Annotated in this window: 15 protein-coding genes; 8 read left to right on the forward strand and 7 right to left on the reverse strand. The window is 70.1% G+C overall.

All coding sequences use genetic code 11. The annotated features are described in order from the left end of the window. Positions 1-181 precede the first annotated feature (181 nt). A complete protein-coding gene (locus tag ABZY45_RS30565; protein WP_356745156.1) occupies positions 182-2,302 on the forward strand; it encodes a SpoIIE family protein phosphatase in 2,121 nt (706 codons plus the stop codon). 73 nt (positions 2,303-2,375) lie between these two features. Here the strand turns inward: ABZY45_RS30565 and ABZY45_RS30570 are convergent, their stop codons facing one another. The 3 genes from ABZY45_RS30570 to ABZY45_RS30580 form a co-directional block, all read right to left on the reverse strand. After that, entirely contained in the window at positions 2,376-3,446 is a 1,071-nt protein-coding gene (locus tag ABZY45_RS30570; protein ID WP_356745158.1) for an AI-2E family transporter, read from the reverse strand. An 89-nt stretch (positions 3,447-3,535) separates the two neighbouring features. Continuing rightward, a complete protein-coding gene (locus ABZY45_RS30575; protein WP_356745160.1) occupies positions 3,536-4,492 on the reverse strand; it encodes a pirin family protein in 957 nt (318 codons plus the stop codon). Positions 4,493-4,644: 152 nt separating this feature from the next. After that, positions 4,645-5,085, reverse strand: a complete 441-nt coding sequence (locus tag ABZY45_RS30580) for an SseB family protein (RefSeq protein WP_073750539.1) — start codon at positions 5,083-5,085, stop codon at positions 4,645-4,647. A gap of 171 nt (positions 5,086-5,256) precedes the next feature. Between ABZY45_RS30580 and ABZY45_RS30585 the strand changes: the two genes are divergently transcribed. The 3 genes from ABZY45_RS30585 to ABZY45_RS30595 all read left to right on the forward strand — a co-directional run bounded on the left by ABZY45_RS30585 (position 5,257) and on the right by ABZY45_RS30595 (position 8,869). Continuing rightward, entirely contained in the window at positions 5,257-7,083 is a 1,827-nt protein-coding gene (locus tag ABZY45_RS30585; RefSeq protein WP_356745163.1) for an acyl-CoA dehydrogenase, read from the forward strand. Between the two features lie 163 nt (positions 7,084-7,246). Further along, complete coding sequence (locus ABZY45_RS30590) at positions 7,247-8,545, forward strand: M18 family aminopeptidase (RefSeq protein ID WP_356745165.1); 1,299 nt, start codon at positions 7,247-7,249, stop codon at positions 8,543-8,545. Between the two features lie 102 nt (positions 8,546-8,647). Beyond that, positions 8,648-8,869, forward strand: a complete 222-nt coding sequence (locus ABZY45_RS30595) for a DUF6458 family protein (protein WP_145810006.1) — start codon at positions 8,648-8,650, stop codon at positions 8,867-8,869. 40 nt (positions 8,870-8,909) lie between these two features. Here the strand turns inward: ABZY45_RS30595 and ABZY45_RS30600 are convergent, their stop codons facing one another. Next, positions 8,910-10,721: an NHL domain-containing thioredoxin family protein gene (locus tag ABZY45_RS30600; protein ID WP_356745167.1), complete on the reverse strand. Its 1,812-nt coding sequence runs from the start codon at positions 10,719-10,721 to the stop codon at positions 8,910-8,912. 64 nt (positions 10,722-10,785) lie between these two features. Between ABZY45_RS30600 and ABZY45_RS30605 the strand changes: the two genes are divergently transcribed. Next, on the forward strand, positions 10,786-11,292 hold the full coding sequence (locus tag ABZY45_RS30605; RefSeq protein ID WP_356745169.1) for an LURP-one-related family protein: 507 nt from the start codon (positions 10,786-10,788) through the stop codon (positions 11,290-11,292). Between the two features lie 61 nt (positions 11,293-11,353). On the opposite strand, the gene ABZY45_RS30610 is transcribed toward ABZY45_RS30605, so the two are convergent. Continuing rightward, complete coding sequence (locus tag ABZY45_RS30610; protein WP_356745171.1) at positions 11,354-12,145, reverse strand: carbon-nitrogen family hydrolase; 792 nt, start codon at positions 12,143-12,145, stop codon at positions 11,354-11,356. A 200-nt stretch (positions 12,146-12,345) separates the two neighbouring features. On the opposite strand from ABZY45_RS30610, the gene ABZY45_RS30615 reads away from it, so the two are divergent. Further along, positions 12,346-13,170 carry a maleylpyruvate isomerase family mycothiol-dependent enzyme gene (locus ABZY45_RS30615; RefSeq protein ID WP_356745174.1) on the forward strand — a complete coding sequence of 275 codons (825 nt, stop codon included), beginning with the start codon at positions 12,346-12,348 and terminating at the stop codon, positions 13,168-13,170. A 113-nt stretch (positions 13,171-13,283) separates the two neighbouring features. On the opposite strand, the gene ABZY45_RS30620 is transcribed toward ABZY45_RS30615, so the two are convergent. Together ABZY45_RS30620 and ABZY45_RS30625 are read right to left on the reverse strand one after the other, a co-directional pair. Continuing rightward, complete coding sequence (locus ABZY45_RS30620) at positions 13,284-14,591, reverse strand: MFS transporter (RefSeq protein WP_356745176.1); 1,308 nt, start codon at positions 14,589-14,591, stop codon at positions 13,284-13,286. Beyond that, entirely contained in the window at positions 14,588-15,271 is a 684-nt protein-coding gene (locus ABZY45_RS30625; protein WP_356745178.1) for a GntR family transcriptional regulator, read from the reverse strand. Before ABZY45_RS30625 ends, ABZY45_RS30620 begins: the two co-directional genes overlap by 4 nt. Before the next feature lie 181 nt (positions 15,272-15,452). Between ABZY45_RS30625 and ABZY45_RS30630 the strand changes: the two genes are divergently transcribed. Next, positions 15,453-16,352 carry a serine hydrolase gene (locus ABZY45_RS30630; RefSeq protein WP_356745180.1) on the forward strand — a complete coding sequence of 300 codons (900 nt, stop codon included), beginning with the start codon at positions 15,453-15,455 and terminating at the stop codon, positions 16,350-16,352. A gap of 216 nt (positions 16,353-16,568) precedes the next feature. Beyond that, the gene (locus ABZY45_RS30635) at positions 16,569-17,516 is read left to right on the forward strand and encodes a serine hydrolase (RefSeq protein ID WP_356745182.1); all 948 of its coding nucleotides are present in this window, start codon (positions 16,569-16,571) and stop codon (positions 17,514-17,516) included. Positions 17,517-17,637: the final 121 nt, after the last annotated feature.

The raw sequence follows: 17,637 nt of genomic DNA on the forward strand, positions 1-17,637 counted from the left end.
CGTTCATCCAGTCTTCGCGGTCGGGGTGGATTGACACCCCAGGCTACCGCCCGTAGGGGCACCACTTCATTGCCATTGACGCCGCGCACCCGCCCGGGACGCCCGCACGGGCCCCGCCGGGTGCTTCCGGGCGGCCGTCCCTCGGTGGCGACGATGGAGAACATCTTCCTAAAGTGGGGCAATGCGCACCGAGGAGATCCTGGCTGCGATCGGGACCGGTCTGTGGAGCTGGGACAGCTCGGCGGGGACGGTCACGCTCGACGCCGAGGCGGCCCGGCTGCTCGGACTGCCCCCCGAGCCCACGGTCCGCCCCGGCGACGAGGTGCGCCCCCGCTTCCACCCCGCCGACTGGAACGAGATCGACGGCGTGGTCAACTTCGCGATCGCCGAGGACACCGTGGCCGAGGCGAGGATGCGGATCCTGGACGAGAACGGCGAGGTCCTCCGGACGGTGCGCAGCCGCTCGAAGCCGGTCCCGGTCAAGTCACCCGGCCGCCATGTGTACGTACTGATGGGCACCCTCCAGGAGGTCGCGGAGCCCTCGGCGGGCTCGGCCTCCACACCCCTCACCGGTGACTGGCGCCGCTCGCGCGAGGCCTTCCTGCTGGACGCGGGCCGGGCGCTGGCCGAGGCGGGGTCCACGGAGGAGGTACTGCGGGTCGCGGGGTCGCTCTCCATGCCCGGGTTCTCCCCGGACGGGCTCGCCCTCTTCGGGGTGGCGGGGGACCGGCTGACGGTCATCGGGCACCACGGACACAACGCCGGCGACGAGGAACCGTTCACCGACATGCTGCTGGAGACCGACTATCCGGCGGCCGAGGTCGCGCGGACCGGCCAGGCGATCTACCTCTCGTCGCCCGAGGAGTACCGGAAACGCTTCCCGACCACCTGGCCCCTCGCCGAGGGCTTCGGCCGCCAGTCCTGGGCCTTCCTGCCCCTGATCTCCTCGGGGCGCACCATGGGCGCCTGGATGGCCGGCTTCCGGCACAGCGTGGCCTTCTCCCCCGACGAGCGCTCCGTGCTGACGACGGTCGCGCGGATGCTGGCGCAGGCACTGACCCGCGCCGGGGCCGCGGAGACCGAGCGCGAGCTGTCGCTGGGCCTGCAGAAGGCGATGATGCCCTCGCTCGGCCCCGGCGTGCCCGGCCTGACGGTGGCGGCGCGCTACATCCCCACGGGCGGCGGCCTCCAGGTCGGCGGTGACTGGTACGACATGATCCCGCTCCCCAACGGCCGTATCGCCCTCGTGATCGGTGACGTACAGGGCCACGACGTTCGGGCAGCGGGCCTGATGGGCCAGCTGAGGATCGCCCTGCGGGCCTACGCCACCGAGGGGCACCGCCCCGACGCGGTGCTCTCCCGGGCCTCGCGGTTCCTGTCCGGGCTCACCGACGCCTACGGTCTCGCCGACGGGGAGGACGCGTCCGACGCGATGCGGTTCGCCACCTGCCTGTACGCGGAGGCCGACCCGGAGACCGGCACCCTCGACATCGCACGGGCGGGCCACCCCGACCCGGTGGTCATCAGCGTGGACGGCACCGCCGTGATCCGGCAGACGGCGGGCGGGCTGCCGCTGGGCATCGACAAGGACGCCGACTACCCGACGACCCGGGTCGTGCTCGGACCAGGCGAAACGATCATGCTGTGCACGGACGGGCTCATCGAGACCGGCGGCCACGACATGGCCACCGGCTGGACGAGGCTGCGACCGGTCCTCGAAGAGCCGGTCGCGGACCTGGAGAGGCTCGCCGACGCCCTGGTCCAGGCCGTGCACGGTCCGGGCTCGCACTACACGACGGGGCCGCTGGTGGATCGCCGTGAGGACGACATCGCGGTCCTGGTGCTGCGCCGCGACGGCGCACGTACCCGCAGGAGCCCGGGCCGGCGCTCGGCCATGACCATCGCCCAGGCGGAGCCCGAGCGGGTCGCCGCGGCCAGGCAGCAGCTCCGGGAGCTGCTGCACGACTGGGCGGACTCGGAGCAGATCGACTCCGCTGAGCTGATGGTCTCCGAGATGGCCACGAACGTACTGGTCCACACGGACGGCGACGCGCTGCTCGTGGCGGAGGTGAGGGGCGAGCGCGGCGAGCGACGGCTCCGCGTCGAGGTGGCCGACACGAGCGACGAACTGCCGCACAAGCGGCGGCCTGGCGAGATGGCGTCCAGCGGCCGGGGTCTGGTGCTTATGGAGATGCTCGCCGACGCCTGGGGGGTCGACCCACGGGGCGAGGGGAAGTCGATCTGGTTCGAGCTGTACGAGTCGGCCGAGCCCGCGGAGTTCGCGGCGGCCGGGGTCTCCTGACCGCCGGGTGGCCGACGGCTCCTGAGCCTCGCGTGGCCGACGGCTCCTGATCCCTCGGGCCCCCGGCTCCGCTTCAAGACCCCTCGGGCACCCCGTCGTGCTCCGCCTCGTACCCCTTGCGCAGTTCGCCGATCACTCCGAACGCCGCGGCGCACACCGGCACCGCGAGCAGCATGCCCATCAGCCCGGCGACGCTCGCTCCCGCGGTCAGCGCGATCATGATCATGGCTGGGTGCATCTGCACCGTACGGCTCTGGATGACGGGCTGGAGCACGTGCCCCTCCAGCACCTGCACGGCGAGCACCACGCCCACCGCCCAGAGCGCGATCACGAAGCCCCGGTCGGCGAGCGCGACCAGCACGGCGACCGCCCCGGAGATGAAGGCCCCGAGATACGGGATGTAGGCGCCGACGAAGACCAGCGCCCCCAGCCCCACCGCCCCCGGCACCCGCAGGATCAGCAGCCCCACCGTGATGCACAGCGCGTCGATCAGGGCGATGAAGGTGGTGCCGCGCATGAAGCCCTCGACTGCCTCGAAGGCCCTGCGCCCCATGGCCTCCACGAGATCTCCCGTGCCACGCGGGGCGATGGTGTGGGCGAGGCTCACCGCGCGGTCGGAGTCGCGCAGGAAGAAGAAGGTCAGCAGCAGGGCGAGGACGCCCGTGGTCACCAGTGAGCCGATCAGGCTGATCCCCGTGAGCAGCCCGCCCGCCGCGCTCGCGCCGAACTTCTCGATCAGGCCCTTCGCGTTGTCCGCCAGGTCGTCGACATTCGCGACGCCCTCGATCTCGAAGTGGTCGACGACCCACTGCGCGGTGTCCTTCAGCGAGGCCACGATCTGGTCGCCCGTGTCGACGAGGGCGGTGACGACGATGTACCCGGCGCCCCCGCCCACAGCGACGAGCAGGGCGCAGGTGAGGCCGGCCGCGACCGACCTGTTCACCTTCCGCGCGGTCAGCCAGCGGTGCACGGGCCCGAGCAGTGCCGTCCCCAGCAGCGCCAGCAGAACCGGCGTGACCGCGGTCTTGAGCGCGACGCACAGCCAGATGGCCACCGCCGCGACACCCGCCACGAGGAGCAGAACGCCGCACCAGGCGGCCGTCCGCCGCGCGACATCGGGCAGGAGGGGCTTGCGGGTAGGCACTCTCCCACCCGATCACGGGCAAGGACCGGTGTCCTTCCCGCACGGGCGTACGGGTGACGGTCCGTCACCCGTACGCCCCCAGGGTCCGGTCACATGCCGTGGACGGCGGGGACCTTGCCGAGACGGCCGGCCTGGAAGTCCTCGAAGGCCTGCTTGAGCTCGTCCTGGGTGTTCATGACGAACGGCCCGTAGTGCGCCATCGGCTCACGGATCGGACGTCCGCCGAGCAGCACGACCTCCAGGTCCGGGGTGTTGCCGTCCTGCGTCTCGTCGGCGCGGACGGTCAGCGAGGACCCCTTGCCGAAGACCGCGGTCTGGCCGGTGTGGACGGGGCGCCGCCCCTCGCCGACACTGCCGCGCCCGGCGAGGACGTACGCGAGGCCGTTGAAGTCCTCACGCCAGGGGAGCGTCACCTCGGCACCCGGCCGGATCGTCGCGTGGACCATGGTGATCGGGGTGTGCGTGATGCCCGGGCCCTCGTGCCCGTCCAGGTCACCGGCGATGACGCGCAGCAGCGCGCCGCCGTCGGGGGAGGTGAGCAGCTGGACCTGTCCGCCTCGGATGTCCTGGTAGCGGGGGGCCATCATCTTGTCCGCCCTGGGCAGGTTCACCCAGAGCTGGAGGCCGTGGAAGAGGCCTCCGGACATGACGAGGGCCTCCGGCGGCGTCTCGATGTGCAGCAGGCCGGAGCCGGCCGTCATCCACTGGGTGTCGCCGTTCTCGATGGCACCGCCGCCGCCGTGGCTGTCCTGGTGGATGAAGCTGCCGTCGATGATGTACGTGACGGTCTCGAAGCCGCGGTGCGGGTGCCAGGGGGTCCCCTTCGGCTCGCCCGCCGCGTACTCCACCTCACCCATCTGGTCCATCATGATGAACGGGTCGAGGTGCCGGTAGTTGATCCCGGCGAAGGCGCGCCGCACAGGGAATCCCTCGCCCTCGAAACCGCTGGGCGCGGTCGTGACGGTGAGCACGGGACGTGCCTGTGCGTCGGCCGGGGCCGCGACCTTGGGCAGGGTCAGCGGGTTTTCGACGGTCACTGCGGGCATGGGAGCCACCTCCGGGAGTCTTCTGATCCCAATTTAGTTGAACGGTGAACATCTTGCAAGGCCGCATCCATTCCCGCCCGCACCGGGACAGCGCCGAGGGCCCGCACCGGGATCGGTGCGGGCCCTCGGAGTGCCCTGGCGGGGGAGGCGTCTCAGCCGTACATGCGGCGCATCGCGAAGTCCACCATCTGCTCGACCGCCTTGGCGTCGAAGACCATGCGGTGATCACCCTCCATGTCCAGGACGAAGCCGTAGCCCGTCGGCAGGAGGTCGATCACCTCGGCCCCGGTGATCACGAAGTACTTGGACTCCTTGCCCGCATAGCTCCGCAGCTCCTTGAGCGTGGTGAACATGGGGATCACCGGCTGCTGCGTGTTGTGCAGCGCCAGGAATCCCGGGTTGTCGCCACGCGGGCAGTAGACCTTGGCCGTGGCGAAGATCTGCTGGAAGTCCTCCGCGGACAGCGAACCGGTCGTGAAGGCCCGTACCGCGTCGGCCAGGGACGGCGGCGAGGGCTCGGGGTACAACGGCTGCTCGCCGTAGCCGCCGCCCATCTGCTGCTGTGCGCCTGGGTTCTGGTCGTAGCCATACATGCCGCAAAGAGTAATCGGACACATCTGTGCCTCGAGGGGTTGCGTCTTATTACTGGCGGGTAGCATCATCGTAGGGGTCAGGTGGTATACCCACGCCAGGCCGTCCGTCGCCCGAACCTCACTCCTCCACGGGGCGCTGCGCGCCACTGCTATTGATTACGGAGCCTTCCCATGGGGCACTACAAGTCGAATCTCCGCGACATCGAGTTCAACCTCTTCGAGGTGCTCGGGCGCGACAAGCTGTACGGCACGGGCCCGTTCGCGGAGATGGACGTCGACACCGCGAAGAGCATCCTGGACGAGGTGACCCGCCTCGCGGAGAACGAGCTCGCCGATTCGTACGCCGACGCCGACCGCAACCCGCCGGTCTTCGACCCCGAGACGAACACCGCGCCGGTCCCCGCGTCCTTCAAGAAGTCCTACCAGGCCTTCATGGACTCGGAGTACTGGCGCCTGGGCCTGCCCGAGGAGATCGGCGGCACGACCTCCCCGCGCTCCCTGATCTGGGGCTACGCGGAGCTGCTGCTCGGCGCCAACCCGGCGGTCTGGATGTACAGCTCCGGCCCCGCGTTCGCCGGCATCCTCTTCGACGAGGGCAACGACGCGCAGAAGAAGATCGCCGAGATCGCCGTCGAGAAGCAGTGGGGCTCGACGATGGTGCTGACCGAGCCGGACGCCGGCTCGGACGTGGGCGCCGGCCGCACGAAGGCGGTCGAGCAGGAGGACGGCTCCTGGCACATCGAGGGTGTGAAGCGCTTCATCACCTCGGGCGAGCACGACATGTCCGAGAACATCATCCACTACGTGCTGGCGCGTCCCGAGGGTGCCGGCCCCGGCACCAAGGGCCTCTCCCTCTTCATGGTCCCGAAGTTCCACTTCGACTGGACCACCGGCGAGCTCGGTGCGCGCAACGGCGTGTACGCGACGAACGTCGAGCACAAGATGGGCCTCAAGGCGTCCAACACCTGCGAGATGACCTTCGGCGACCAGCACCCCGCCAAGGGCTGGCTGATCGGCGACAAGCACGACGGCATCCGCCAGATGTTCCGCATCATCGAGTTCGCGCGCATGATGGTCGGCACGAAGGCCATCGCGACGCTGTCCACGGGCTACCTCAACGCGCTGGAGTACGCCAAGGAGCGCGTCCAGGGCACCGACCTGTCGCAGTTCATGGACAAGACGGCCCCCAAGGTCACCATCACGCACCACCCCGACGTGCGCCGCTCGCTCATGACGCAGAAGGCGTACGCCGAGGGCATGCGCTCCCTCGTGCTGTACACCGCCTCCGTCCAGGACGCGATCCAGGTCAAGGAGGCGGCCGGCGAGGACGCCAAGGCGCTCAACGGCCTCAACGACCTGCTGCTGCCGATCGTGAAGGGCTACGGCTCCGAGAAGTCCTACGAGCAGCTCGCCCAGTCGCTCCAGACCTTCGGTGGCTCCGGGTACCTCCAGGAGTACCCGGTCGAGCAGTACATCCGTGACGCCAAGATCGACACCCTGTACGAGGGCACGACGGCGATCCAGGGCCAGGACTTCTTCTTCCGGAAGATCGTCCGCGACCAGGGCGCCTCGCTCAACGCCCTCTCCGAGGAGATCAAGAAGTTCCTCGCGGGCGCCCAGGGCAACGAGGAGCTGGCCGGTGCGCTGGACAACCTCGCCAAGGCCGCCGTGGACCTCGAGGCGATCGTCGGCACGATGATCACCGACCTCACCGCGACCGGCGAGGACGTCAAGAACATCTACAAGGTGGGCCTCAACACCACCCGCCTGCTGATGGCCTCCGGCGACGTCGTCGTGGGCTACCTGCTCCTCAAGGGCGCAGCCGTGGCCTCCGAGAAGCTGCGCAACGCCTCCGCGAAGGACGCGGCGTTCTACCAGGGCAAGATCGCCGCTGCGAAGTTCTTCGCCGCGAACATCCTGCCGGGCGTCTCCACCGAGCGCGCGCTCGCCGAGACCGTCGACAACTCGCTGATGGAGCTGGACGAGGCCGCGTTCTAGCAGCGCCCGCCCCCGACGCCGCCGCCCGGGCCTCTCCGGGCGGCGGCGTCGTCGTACGCCGGGCCTCCTTCGGCACAGGCCAGGGCTGCTTTCCGGACACCCCCGGACGGCGGCCGCCGTCCGTGGTGAGGCGTCCCCGTCCGCCGTCGTTAAAGTGAAGAACATGAGCTCTCCCCTCCGCTTCGACCGCGGGCACACCGACGATCTGATGGCCTTCCTGATGGCCTCCCCCTCCCCCTACCACGCTGTGGCCACCGCCGCCGCGCGTCTGGAGAAGGCTGGTTTCCGCCAGGTCGAGGAGACGGACGCGTGGGACGGCTCCACGGGCGGGAAGTACGTCCTGCGCGGCGGCGCGATCGTCGCCTGGTACGTGCCGGAGGGCGCCTCGGCCCACACGCCGTTCCGGATCGTGGGGGCTCACACCGATTCCCCCAACCTGCGCGTCAAGCCCCTTCCGGACACGGGGGCGTACGGCTGGCGCCAGGTCGCCGTCGAGATCTACGGAGGCACGCTCCTCAACACCTGGCTCGACCGCGATCTCGGGCTGGCCGGGCGGCTCTCGCTGCGCGACGGCACGCACCGGCTGGTCGACATCGACCGGCCCCTGCTGCGGGTACCCCAGCTGGCCGTGCACCTGGACCGGTCCGCCAACCCCGAAGGCCTCAAGCTCGACCGGCAGCGGCACATGCAGCCGATCTGGGGCCTGGGCGAGGTCCAGGAGGGCGACCTCATCCGCTTCGTCGCCGAGGAGGCGGGCGTCGACCCCGAGGACGTGACCGGCTGGGACCTCATGCCGCACCCCGTCGAGCCGCCCGCCTATCTGGGCCGCGACCGTGAGCTGCTCGCCGGTCCGCGTATGGACAACCTGCTCTCGGTGCACGCCGCGACGGCCGCTCTGACCGCCGTGGCCGGGCAGCCGGACGACCAGGTCCCGTACATCCCCGTGCTCGCCGCCTTCGACCACGAGGAGAACGGCTCGCAGTCCGACACCGGCGCCGACGGCCCCCTGCTCGGCACGGTCCTGGAGCGGTCCGTGTTCGCCCGCGGCGGCACGTACGAGGACCGCGCGCGAGCCTTCGCCGGGACCGTCTGCCTCTCCTCGGACACAGGCCACTCGGTCCACCCGAACTACGCGGAGAAGCACGACCCGACGCACCACCCGGTGGCCAACGGCGGGCCGATCCTCAAGGTCAACGTCAACATGCGGTACGCGACCGACGGCGGCGGCCGGGCGCTGTTCGCCGCGGCCTGCGAGAAGGCGGGCGTGCCCTGGCAGACGTTCGTCTCCAACAACGCGATGCCGTGCGGGACGACCATCGGCCCGATCACCGCGGCCCGGCACGGCATCCAGACCGTCGACGTCGGTGTGGCGATCCTGTCGATGCACAGCGCGCGCGAACTCTGCGGCGCCGACGACCCGTACCTCCTGGCCAACGCCCTCGCCGCGTTCATGGCGGGCTGAACTCACCGCCCCAACCGTCCTCATGGACATGGTTGTTGCCTCACCGGGTACGCGACTCGTACACCGGCCCGGAGTCACCGGGCCGTCGAGGAGGCGGAAATCATGGGACTCGGAGGATGCATTCTCCTGATCGGTGCCGGGGCGATTCTGGCGTTCGCCACCGACTGGGAGATGGACACCGTCAACGTCGACCTGGTCGGCTGGATCATGATGCTCGTCGGCCTCGTCGGGGTCTTCGTCTACGTGAGCATCGCGCGCCGCCGGCGCATGGTCGTCCCGCCCACCACCACGGTGGTGGCGGAGGACGAGCGCCGCTACCAGTGACCGTCCGGGGCGGCACACGCCGCCCCGGAACGCCACGGGCTCAGGCCTGCTCGTCCATCCCGGCCAGCACCAGCGGGAGCCTGGACGCGCCACCGGCGGTGACACTGACCGGCACGCCCCAGTCCTGCTGGTGCACGTGACAGGCCGGGTACTCGTTCTCCGGGTCGTCGTCGCAGGACGCCGCCATCGCGGACACGTGCAGGACGCCCTCGCCGTGGCCGTCCGCCAGGACCAGGTCACGGCTCAGGTCCGTACCCTGCCCCGCGCCCTCGGCCAGCAGTTCCGGCGGGGTCGACGAGACCAGCAGGCGGGTCGAGGGGCCGTAGCGGGTGTCCAGCTTCTGCCCGGCGGGGGCCTGGAAGACCACGTCGAGCCGCAGCGTGCCCGGAGCGATCTCGGTGGCCGCCCGCTGCGTGCGGTGGGCCGTGTCGGCCACGCGCACAGCCTCTTCGGGGAGCCGAAGCCGGGTCAGCCGGTGCCGTGCGGACTCGACGACGACCAGATCGCCCTCCACGAGCACCGCGTCGCTCGGCTCCCGGAGATCGGTGGCCAGCGTGGTGACCTCGCCGCTCTCCGGGTCGTACCTCCGCAGCGCGTGGTTGTACGTGTCGCTGACGGCGACCGAGCCGTCCGGGAGGGCCGTGACGCCCAGCGGGTGCTGGAAGAGCGCCTGGGCGGCCGGGCCGTCGCGGTGGCCGAAGTCGAAGAGGCCGGTCCCGACGGCGGTGTGGACGCCGCCTTCCAGGTCCACGTAGCGCAGCGCGGAGGTCTCCGAGTCGGCCACCCAGAGCCGGTCCCCGGCCGCGGAGAGGCCGGACGGCTGCGCGAACCAAGCCTCGTCCCCGGGCCCGTCGACGAGCCCCTCGTTGGTCGTCCCCGCGGCGACCCGCACCGTGCCCTGCTCCGGGTCGTAGGTCCACAGCTGGTGGACCCCGGCCATGGCGATCCACAGCCGGTCGCCGAACCAGGCGATGTCCCACGGCGACGACAGGTCCACCTCGGTGGCCGGACCGCTGGTGGCCGAGCCCTGCCACCACTGGCGGCCGGTCCCGGCGAGGGTGCTGGTCACCCCCGTGGCGAGGTCGAGGGCCCTGATCGCGTGGTTGACCGTGTCGGCGACGGCGACCCGGCCGTCGGGCAGGAAGGCGAGCCCCTGCGGCTCGCTGAACCGGGCCTGACCGGCTCCGCCGTCCGCGAATCCACGCTCACCCGTACCGAAGTGGCCGCGCACGGTCTCACCGTCCGCCTCCAGTTCGACAAGGCGGTGACGGGTCGTGTCGGAGACCAGGAAACCGCCGTCCGGCAGGGCGAGCGCCTTGCCCGGGAAGCGCAGGTGCGTGGCGACCGGCTCGGGGGCCACGTAAGGGCCGTCCCCGCGCCGGAGCGTGCCCTTGGCGCCGTGCTCGGCCTCCAGCTCCTCGACCAGCTTCTCGATGGCGTGCGCGTGCCCCTCGCCGGCGTGCTGGGCGACGACGTACCCCTCCGGGTCCACCACGACGAGCGTCGGCCAGGCGCGTACGGCGTACTGCTTCCAGGTGGCGAGCTCGGGGTCGTCGAGGACGGGGTGGTGCACCTCGTAGCGCTCGACGGCGTCCACCACGGCCTGGTGCTCGGCCTCGTGCACGAACTTCGGCGAGTGGACCCCGATGATCACCACGGTGTCGCGGTGTTTCTCCTCCAGCTCACGCAGCTCGTCGAGCACGTGCAGACAGTTCACACAGCAGAATGTCCAGAAATCCAGGATCACAATGCGCCCTCGCAGATCAGCGAGGGTGTACTGCCGGTCGCCGGTATTGAGCCAACCGCCCTTGCCGATCAGTTCGGGGGCGCGGACGCGTGCACGTGCTGTCATGACACCAGTCAACAGCACCGTGGCCTGCACGCATTCCGGTCAGGCGTCGGGGAACCTGTGATCCATGAGACTTCTCGTACGTGAGCGACTGCTCGGCGTCGGCGACGACTACTGGATCGAGGACGCCGACGGGCGGAAGCTCTTCCTCGTCGACGGCAAGGCCATGCGGCTCCGCGAAACCTTCGAGCTGAAGGACACGAGCGGCAGGGTGCTGGTGGAGATCCGCCAGAAGCTGATCAGCCTGCGCGACACGATGATCATCGAGCGCGACGGCGGGGAGCTCGCCCGGATCAAGCGGAAGCGGCTCTCGCTGCTGCGCAACCACTACCGGGTGACCTTGGTCGACGGCACCGAGCTGGACGTCAGCGGGAAGATCCTGGACCGCGAGTTCGCCATCGACTACGACGGCGAACTGCTCGCCCAGATCTCCCGGCGCTGGCTGACCGTCCGTGACACCTATGGCGTCGACGTCGTGCGAGAGGACGCCGATGTGCCGCTGCTGCTCGCGGTGGCCGTCTGCGTCATCGTCCTCGCCGACAACGAACACGACAAGGAGCACGGCGAGGACTGACAGGCCGATGGCCCTGTTTCACGTGAAACAGGGCCATCCGGAGGCTGGGCGGACACAGGGCTCAGCGGGGTGCGGCGAGCCCCAGGCGCCGGTCCTTCAACGCCGGGAACTGTGCCCGCGTGGTGGCCGTCCTCCCCGGATCGAACTCCACGGTGAGCACCTCCTCGCCCGCTCCCGCCTCGGCGAGCACCTCGCCCCAGGGATCGACGACGATGCTGTGGCCCGCCTGCTCGACCCCCGCGTGGGTGCCGGCGGAGCCGACCGCCAGGACGTACGCCTGGTTCTCCACGGCCCGCGCCTGGGCGAGCAGCGTCCAGTGCGAGCGGCGGCGCTCCGGCCAGCCCGCCGAGACGACCAGGGTCTCGGCCCCGGCGTCGACGAGGCCCCGGAACTGCTCGGGGAAGCGGAGGTCGTAACAGGTGGCGAGCCCCAGGGTGGTCTCCGGGAGCGCGACGGTCACGAGTTCCTCTCCTGCCCCCATCATCACCGCCTCGCCCTTGTCGAAGCCGAAGCGGTGGATCTTGCGATAGGCGGCGACCCGCTCCCCCTCGGGGGAGAACACCAGCGTGGTGTTGTAGAGGGTGCCGTCCCCGGCCCGCTCGACGAAGGACCCGGCGTGCAGCCAGACCCCGGCTTCGGCAGCCGCCTTCGCCATGATCTCGTGCGTGAGGCCGCTCAGCGGCTCCGCCTCGTCGGCGAAGGCGGTGTAGGCGAACGCTCCGACGGGCCAGAGTTCCGGAAGGACGACCAGGTCCGCACCCCGCTGGGCCACGACCAGTGAAGCCGCGCGCTCTCTACGGGAATTGACCGATTCATCCGGGTTTACTGCGATCTGGATGAGGGAGGCGTGCACACTACCACCGTCCTGGCATGAGAGCCGTCAACACGGGCCTACGATCGTCACACGAAAGCACTGCCGGGGTGCCTGCTCGCAGCGTAACTTAGCGAGCGAACCTCCCACGCAGCCCGCAGACAGCACCGTCGGTGCCGGCCGCCAGCCGGCGCACTCCCTGCTCTCCAGCCCATGCACCGCAGAACCGCACGAGGGGTCCCGTGACCGTCCATCCCAGCCTCCAGACCTACGCCGATGCCTGGACCCACTCCGTCGAGTCGATAGCCGAGCTGGTCAAGCCACTCGCCGAGGGGCAGTGGAACGGCCGGACGCCGTGCCCGGGATGGTCGATACGCGACATCGTCTCGCACGTCATCGGCATGGAGTGCGAACAGCTCGGCGACCCCCGCCCGATCCACACCCTGCCGCGCGACCTCTACCACGTGCAGAACGACCACCAGCGCTACATGGAGATGCAGGTCGACGTCCGGCGCCACCACACGGCGCCCGAGATGACCTCCGAGCTGGAGTACACGCTCATCCGGCGCATGCGGCAGCTGCGCAACGAGACACGCGACCCCGAGACCATGGTGCGGGCCCCCCTCGGCGCCGAGCAGACGCTGGAACTGGCGCTGCGTATGCGGGCCTTCGACGTGTGGGTGCACGAGCAGGACCTGCGGACGACGCTGGGCCTGCCCGGCAACCTGGATTCCCCCGGCGCCCTGATCGTGCGCGACACCCTGCTGCTGGCACTGCCGAAGGTGGTCGCCAAGGACGCGGGCGCTCCGCCCAACTCGGCCGTGGTCTTCGACGTGCACGGCCCGCTGGAGTTCCTGCGCACCGTCAGGGTCGACGCCGAGGGCCGCGGTTCGGTCGACGGCGCCCCCTCGCTCGGCCCCGCGGCGACGCTGGCGATGGACTGGGAGACGTACTACCGGCTGGCGTGCGGCAGGGTCCGGGCGGCGGCCGTGGAGGACCGGATCAAGATCGATGGTGATCAGGAGCTGGCCGGGGCGATCCTGCGCCACTTCGCCGTCACCCCCTGAGCGGGAAGCCCGGTGAGCAGGGGGCGCCCTGAGCACGGCGCGCGGCGCCACGAGCACCGGCCGGCGTGCCCCTCCCGCCGCGGGGCCGGGACGGGCACGCCGCAGGGAGCGGCTCAGGCGGGCACGTGCACGGCTTCCACCCTGCTGACCACATGGTGGTCGCGTTCCCGGTGCGTGGCACGGGCGTAGAGTCGCAGGATCTGCACGACGCCGATCGTCTCCAGGACGAAGACCGAGGAGAACGCGACACGGTAGTCGTCACCGGTCGCGTCCAGCAGCACGCCGACAGCGAAGAGCGTGGTCATCGAGGCGATGAAGCCTCCCATGTTGACGATGCCCGAGGCGGTGCCCTGACGCTCCGGCGGATTGGCCGGCCGGCCGAAGTCGAACCCGATCATCGACGCGGGGCCACAGGCACCCAGCACCACGCACAGCGTGATCAGCAGCCACATCGGCGCGTGGTCGCCGGGGTAGAAGATCGCGCACGCCCAGACGAGCGCGGTCATCGCGACCGTCCCGAGGGCGAGCGGCGCGCGTGCCGCGTGGTGGCGGGCGATGACCTGCCCGTAGACGAGGCCCACCACCATGTTCGAGAGCACCACCAGGGTGAGGAGTTCGCCGGCGGTGCCCCTGCTCAGCCCCTGCGCCTCCACCAGGAACGGCATGCCCCAGAGCAGCAGGAAGACCATGCCCGGGAACTGCGTGGTGAAGTGCACCCACATCCCGAGCCGGGTGCCCGGTTCGCGCCAGGACGCGGCGATCTGCTTACGTACGTACGTCGCTCCGGCGTGCTCCGCGGGCGGCGGCTCGTGGCCCTCCGGGTGGTCCTTGAGGAAGAGCAGCAGCAGGACCAGCACCACCACGCCCGCCAGCGAGCTGCCGACGAAGGTCGTGGTCCAGCCGAACCCGTGCAGCGCGCGGGCGATGAAGAGTGTCGAGACGAGGTTGCCCGCCATGCCGAAGAGCGCGGCCACCTGCCCGATCATCGGCCCCCGCCGGGCGGGGAACCACCGGGCGCCGAGCCGCAGCACGCTGATGAACGTCATCGCGTCGCCACAGCCGAGCAGCGCGCGGGAGGCGAGCGCCATCCCGTACGAGGGGGAGAGTGCGAAGCCGAGCTGTCCGAGCGTGAACAGCACCGCCCCGATGGTGAGGACCCGCTTCGTCCCGAGCCGGTCGACCATCAGGCCCACGGGTATCTGCATGCCCGCGTAGACCAGCAGCTGGAGGATGGAGAACGTCGACAGGGCCGAGGCGTTGACGTCGAACCGGTCGGCGGCGTCGAGCCCCGCGACACCCAGGCTGGTGCGGAAGATGATCGCGACGAAGTAGACGGCGACCCCGATGCCCCAGACGCGCACGGCGCGACGGCCGCCGGGCGGGTCTCCGGGCAGGGAGAGGGCGGGAGCGGCCGAGCTCATCGGTCATCCCCCCGGACCAGCACCTTGACCCGGCTGACATGGCGCCGTACGACCTGCGCGGCTTCCTCGGCGTCCCCGGACCTGATGGCTTCCAGCAGCTCGCTGTGCTCCGTGATGTTGGCCGCGATCCTGTCGGGGTGCGCCTCCATCACGGCGACACCCATCCGCAACTGCCGGTCGCGGAGCTGGTCGTAGAGGCGCGAGAGGATCTCGTTGCCCGCGTTCTTCACGATCTCCGCGTGGAAGCAGCGGTCCTTGACGGCCACGGCGGCCAGGTCTCCCGCCTCGGCGAGTTCCCGCTGCTCCTCCAGGAGCTGTTCGAGCCGGGCGATCAGCCGGGGCGGGGCGGGGACCGCCTTGCGCGCGGCGAACTCCTCGACGAGCAGCCGGGTCTCCACCACGTCCGAGATCTCCTGGGCGGAGACGGCGAGCACCAGGGCACCCTTCTTCGGATAGAGCTTGATCAGCCCCTCGACCTCCAGACGGAGCAGCGCCTCGCGCACCGGGGTCCGGGAGACGCCGACGGCCTCGGCCAGGTCGCCTTCGGTGAGCAGGGTGCCGCCCTCGTAACGGCGGTCGAGCACCGCTTCCTTGATGTGGGTGTAGACGCGCTCGGCGGCGGGCGGGGGCTTGGGGTCCGCCTTGCGGGCGGCTGGGGAGACAGGGGGTGCGGCAGGCATGCACACAGCATAGATACAAGATGGGTGCGTCGGTCGCCGCGTCCGGGATCCGGACGCCGGAACCACCCGAACTCGCCCCAACTCACCCGTTCGGGTGTACAGCCATCCGCCGCTCTCGCGAGTCTCACGTCAGGGCGGCACTCCCGTGCGACAGCCCTCAGGGACATTTGGAGCGTCTACTTTGACACACGGCATTACGGGCACCCGCCGCGCTTCCGTCGCGGCCACGGTCGCCCTGACGGCGAGCGCCGTCATCGCGAGCGCGGCATTCGCCTCCACCGCGCAGGCCGCCACTCCGGCCGTTCCCAAGATCGTCGCATCCGGCGGCTTCGTGATGAACGACGGCACGGCCAAGGCCCTTTACAGCAAGGCGGCGGACACCCGTCGCGCCACGGGCTCCACGGCCAAGATCATGACCGCGCGGGTGGTGCTCGCGCAGAAGAACCTCAACCTGGATTCCAAGGTCACGATCCAGAAGGCGTACAGCGACTACATCGTCTCCAAGGGTGCCTCGTCCGCCCGGCTGATCGTCGGCGACAAGGTGACCGTGCGTCAGCTGCTCTACGGCCTGATGCTGCCGTCCGGCTGCGACGCCGCGTACGCGCTGGCGGACAAGTTCGGATCGGGCACGACCCGTGCCGCACGCGTGAAGTCGTTCATCGGCAAGATGAACGCCTCGGCCAAGTCCCTCGGGCTGAAGAACACGCACTTCGACTCGTTCGACGGCATAAGCAATGGCTCGAACTACTCGACGCCCCGCGATCTTACGAAGATCGCCAGCAGCACGATGAAGAACTCCACGTTCCGCTCGATCGTGAAGACGAAGTCGACGAAGCAGAAGGTGACCACGAAGAGCGGCGGCTACCGCTACATGTCGTGGACCAACACCAACAAGCTGCTCAGCACCTACAGCGGCATGATCGGCGTGAAGACGGGCTCCGGCGCGAACGCCAAGTACTGCCTCGTCTTCGCCGCGACCCGCAGCGGCAGGACGGTGATCGGCGCGGTCCTCGCCTCCACGTCCGAAACGACGCGGACGTCCGACGTCAAGAAGCTCCTGGACTACGGCTTCAAGAAGTAACCCCGCGCCCCGGGCAGGCGGAAAAGGCCGGTGGGCCCGCGCGGTCGTCGCGCGGGCCCACGCGGGACGGGTGCGCGGACAGCTTCTTTTCCATATCGGCGTACATCCATGCGGGCCGCTCGTGAGTCTCGTATCGGGGCCTCTCCATATCCCGGCCCCCTCTACGCATTCGCGAACTCGGAGCGTTCATTGATATCGAGCCGCAAGACCCGCCCCATGGCCGGCCACAAGGCCCGCAGCAAGCGCCTGCGCAACGCCGTCGTCGCAGCGGTCGTGTCCGGTGGCGTGATGCTGGCGGTCACGCCCCTCATGTCCTCCGCCGAGGCCGCCGTCCCCCTGCCGACACTCAGCGCCAAGGGCGCGTTCCTGCAGGACAAGGCGACGGGCGTCAAGAAGTACGGCAAAAACGCCGACGTCAAGCGGCAGATGGCCAGCACCACCAAGGTCATGACCGCCGCCGTGGTGCTCAACACGCCCGGCGTCGATCTGTCCCGCAAGGTGACCATCTCGCAGACCTACCGCGACTACGTCACGGCCCAGGGCGCCAGCACGGCGGATCTGAAGACCGGCGACAAGGCCACGGTCCGTCAGCTGCTCCACGCCCTGATGCTGCCGTCCGGCTGCGACGCGGCGTACGCCCTGGCCGACACCTACGGCGTGGGCACCACCCGGGCAGCCCGGACGAAGCAGTTCATCGGTCAGATGAACAAGAAGGCCGCCTCGCTCGGGATGACGAACACCCTCTTCGACTCGTTCGACGGCATCTCGTCGAGCGGGAACAACTACTCGACTCCGCGCGACCTCGCGCAGCTCGCCAGCTACGCGATGCGGGGCTCCACGCTGCGCGGCATCATGAGCACCACCAAGTACGTGACCCCCGTGACGACCAGCACCGGCGCGCTGCGCACGTACACCTGGTACAACACCAACAAGCTGCTCGGTTCCTACAGCGGCGCCGTCGGCATCAAGACCGGCACCGGCACCGCGGCAGGCCCCTGCCTCATCTTCGCCGCCACCCGAGGCGACAAGACGTACGTCGGCGTCATCCTGAACGGCACCGACCGCTACAACGACGCGGCCAAGCTGCTGGACTACGGCTTCGGTTCCACCACCGCGACGACCATGAAGCTGCGTACGCTGCCCCCGGGCGCACAGCGCGACTGATCCGGCACCGGACACGCACAGCTGGACACGAACAGAGGGGTGCGGCCACCGATCGGTGGCCCGAGAAACCTTTCCCGCTCCACAGCATTTGCGTAGCACGCGACGTGCACTGCTTTTCCTG

This window comes from Streptomyces sp. NPDC006516, assembly GCF_040611875.1.
GTDB lineage: Bacteria > Actinomycetota > Actinomycetes > Streptomycetales > Streptomycetaceae > Streptomyces.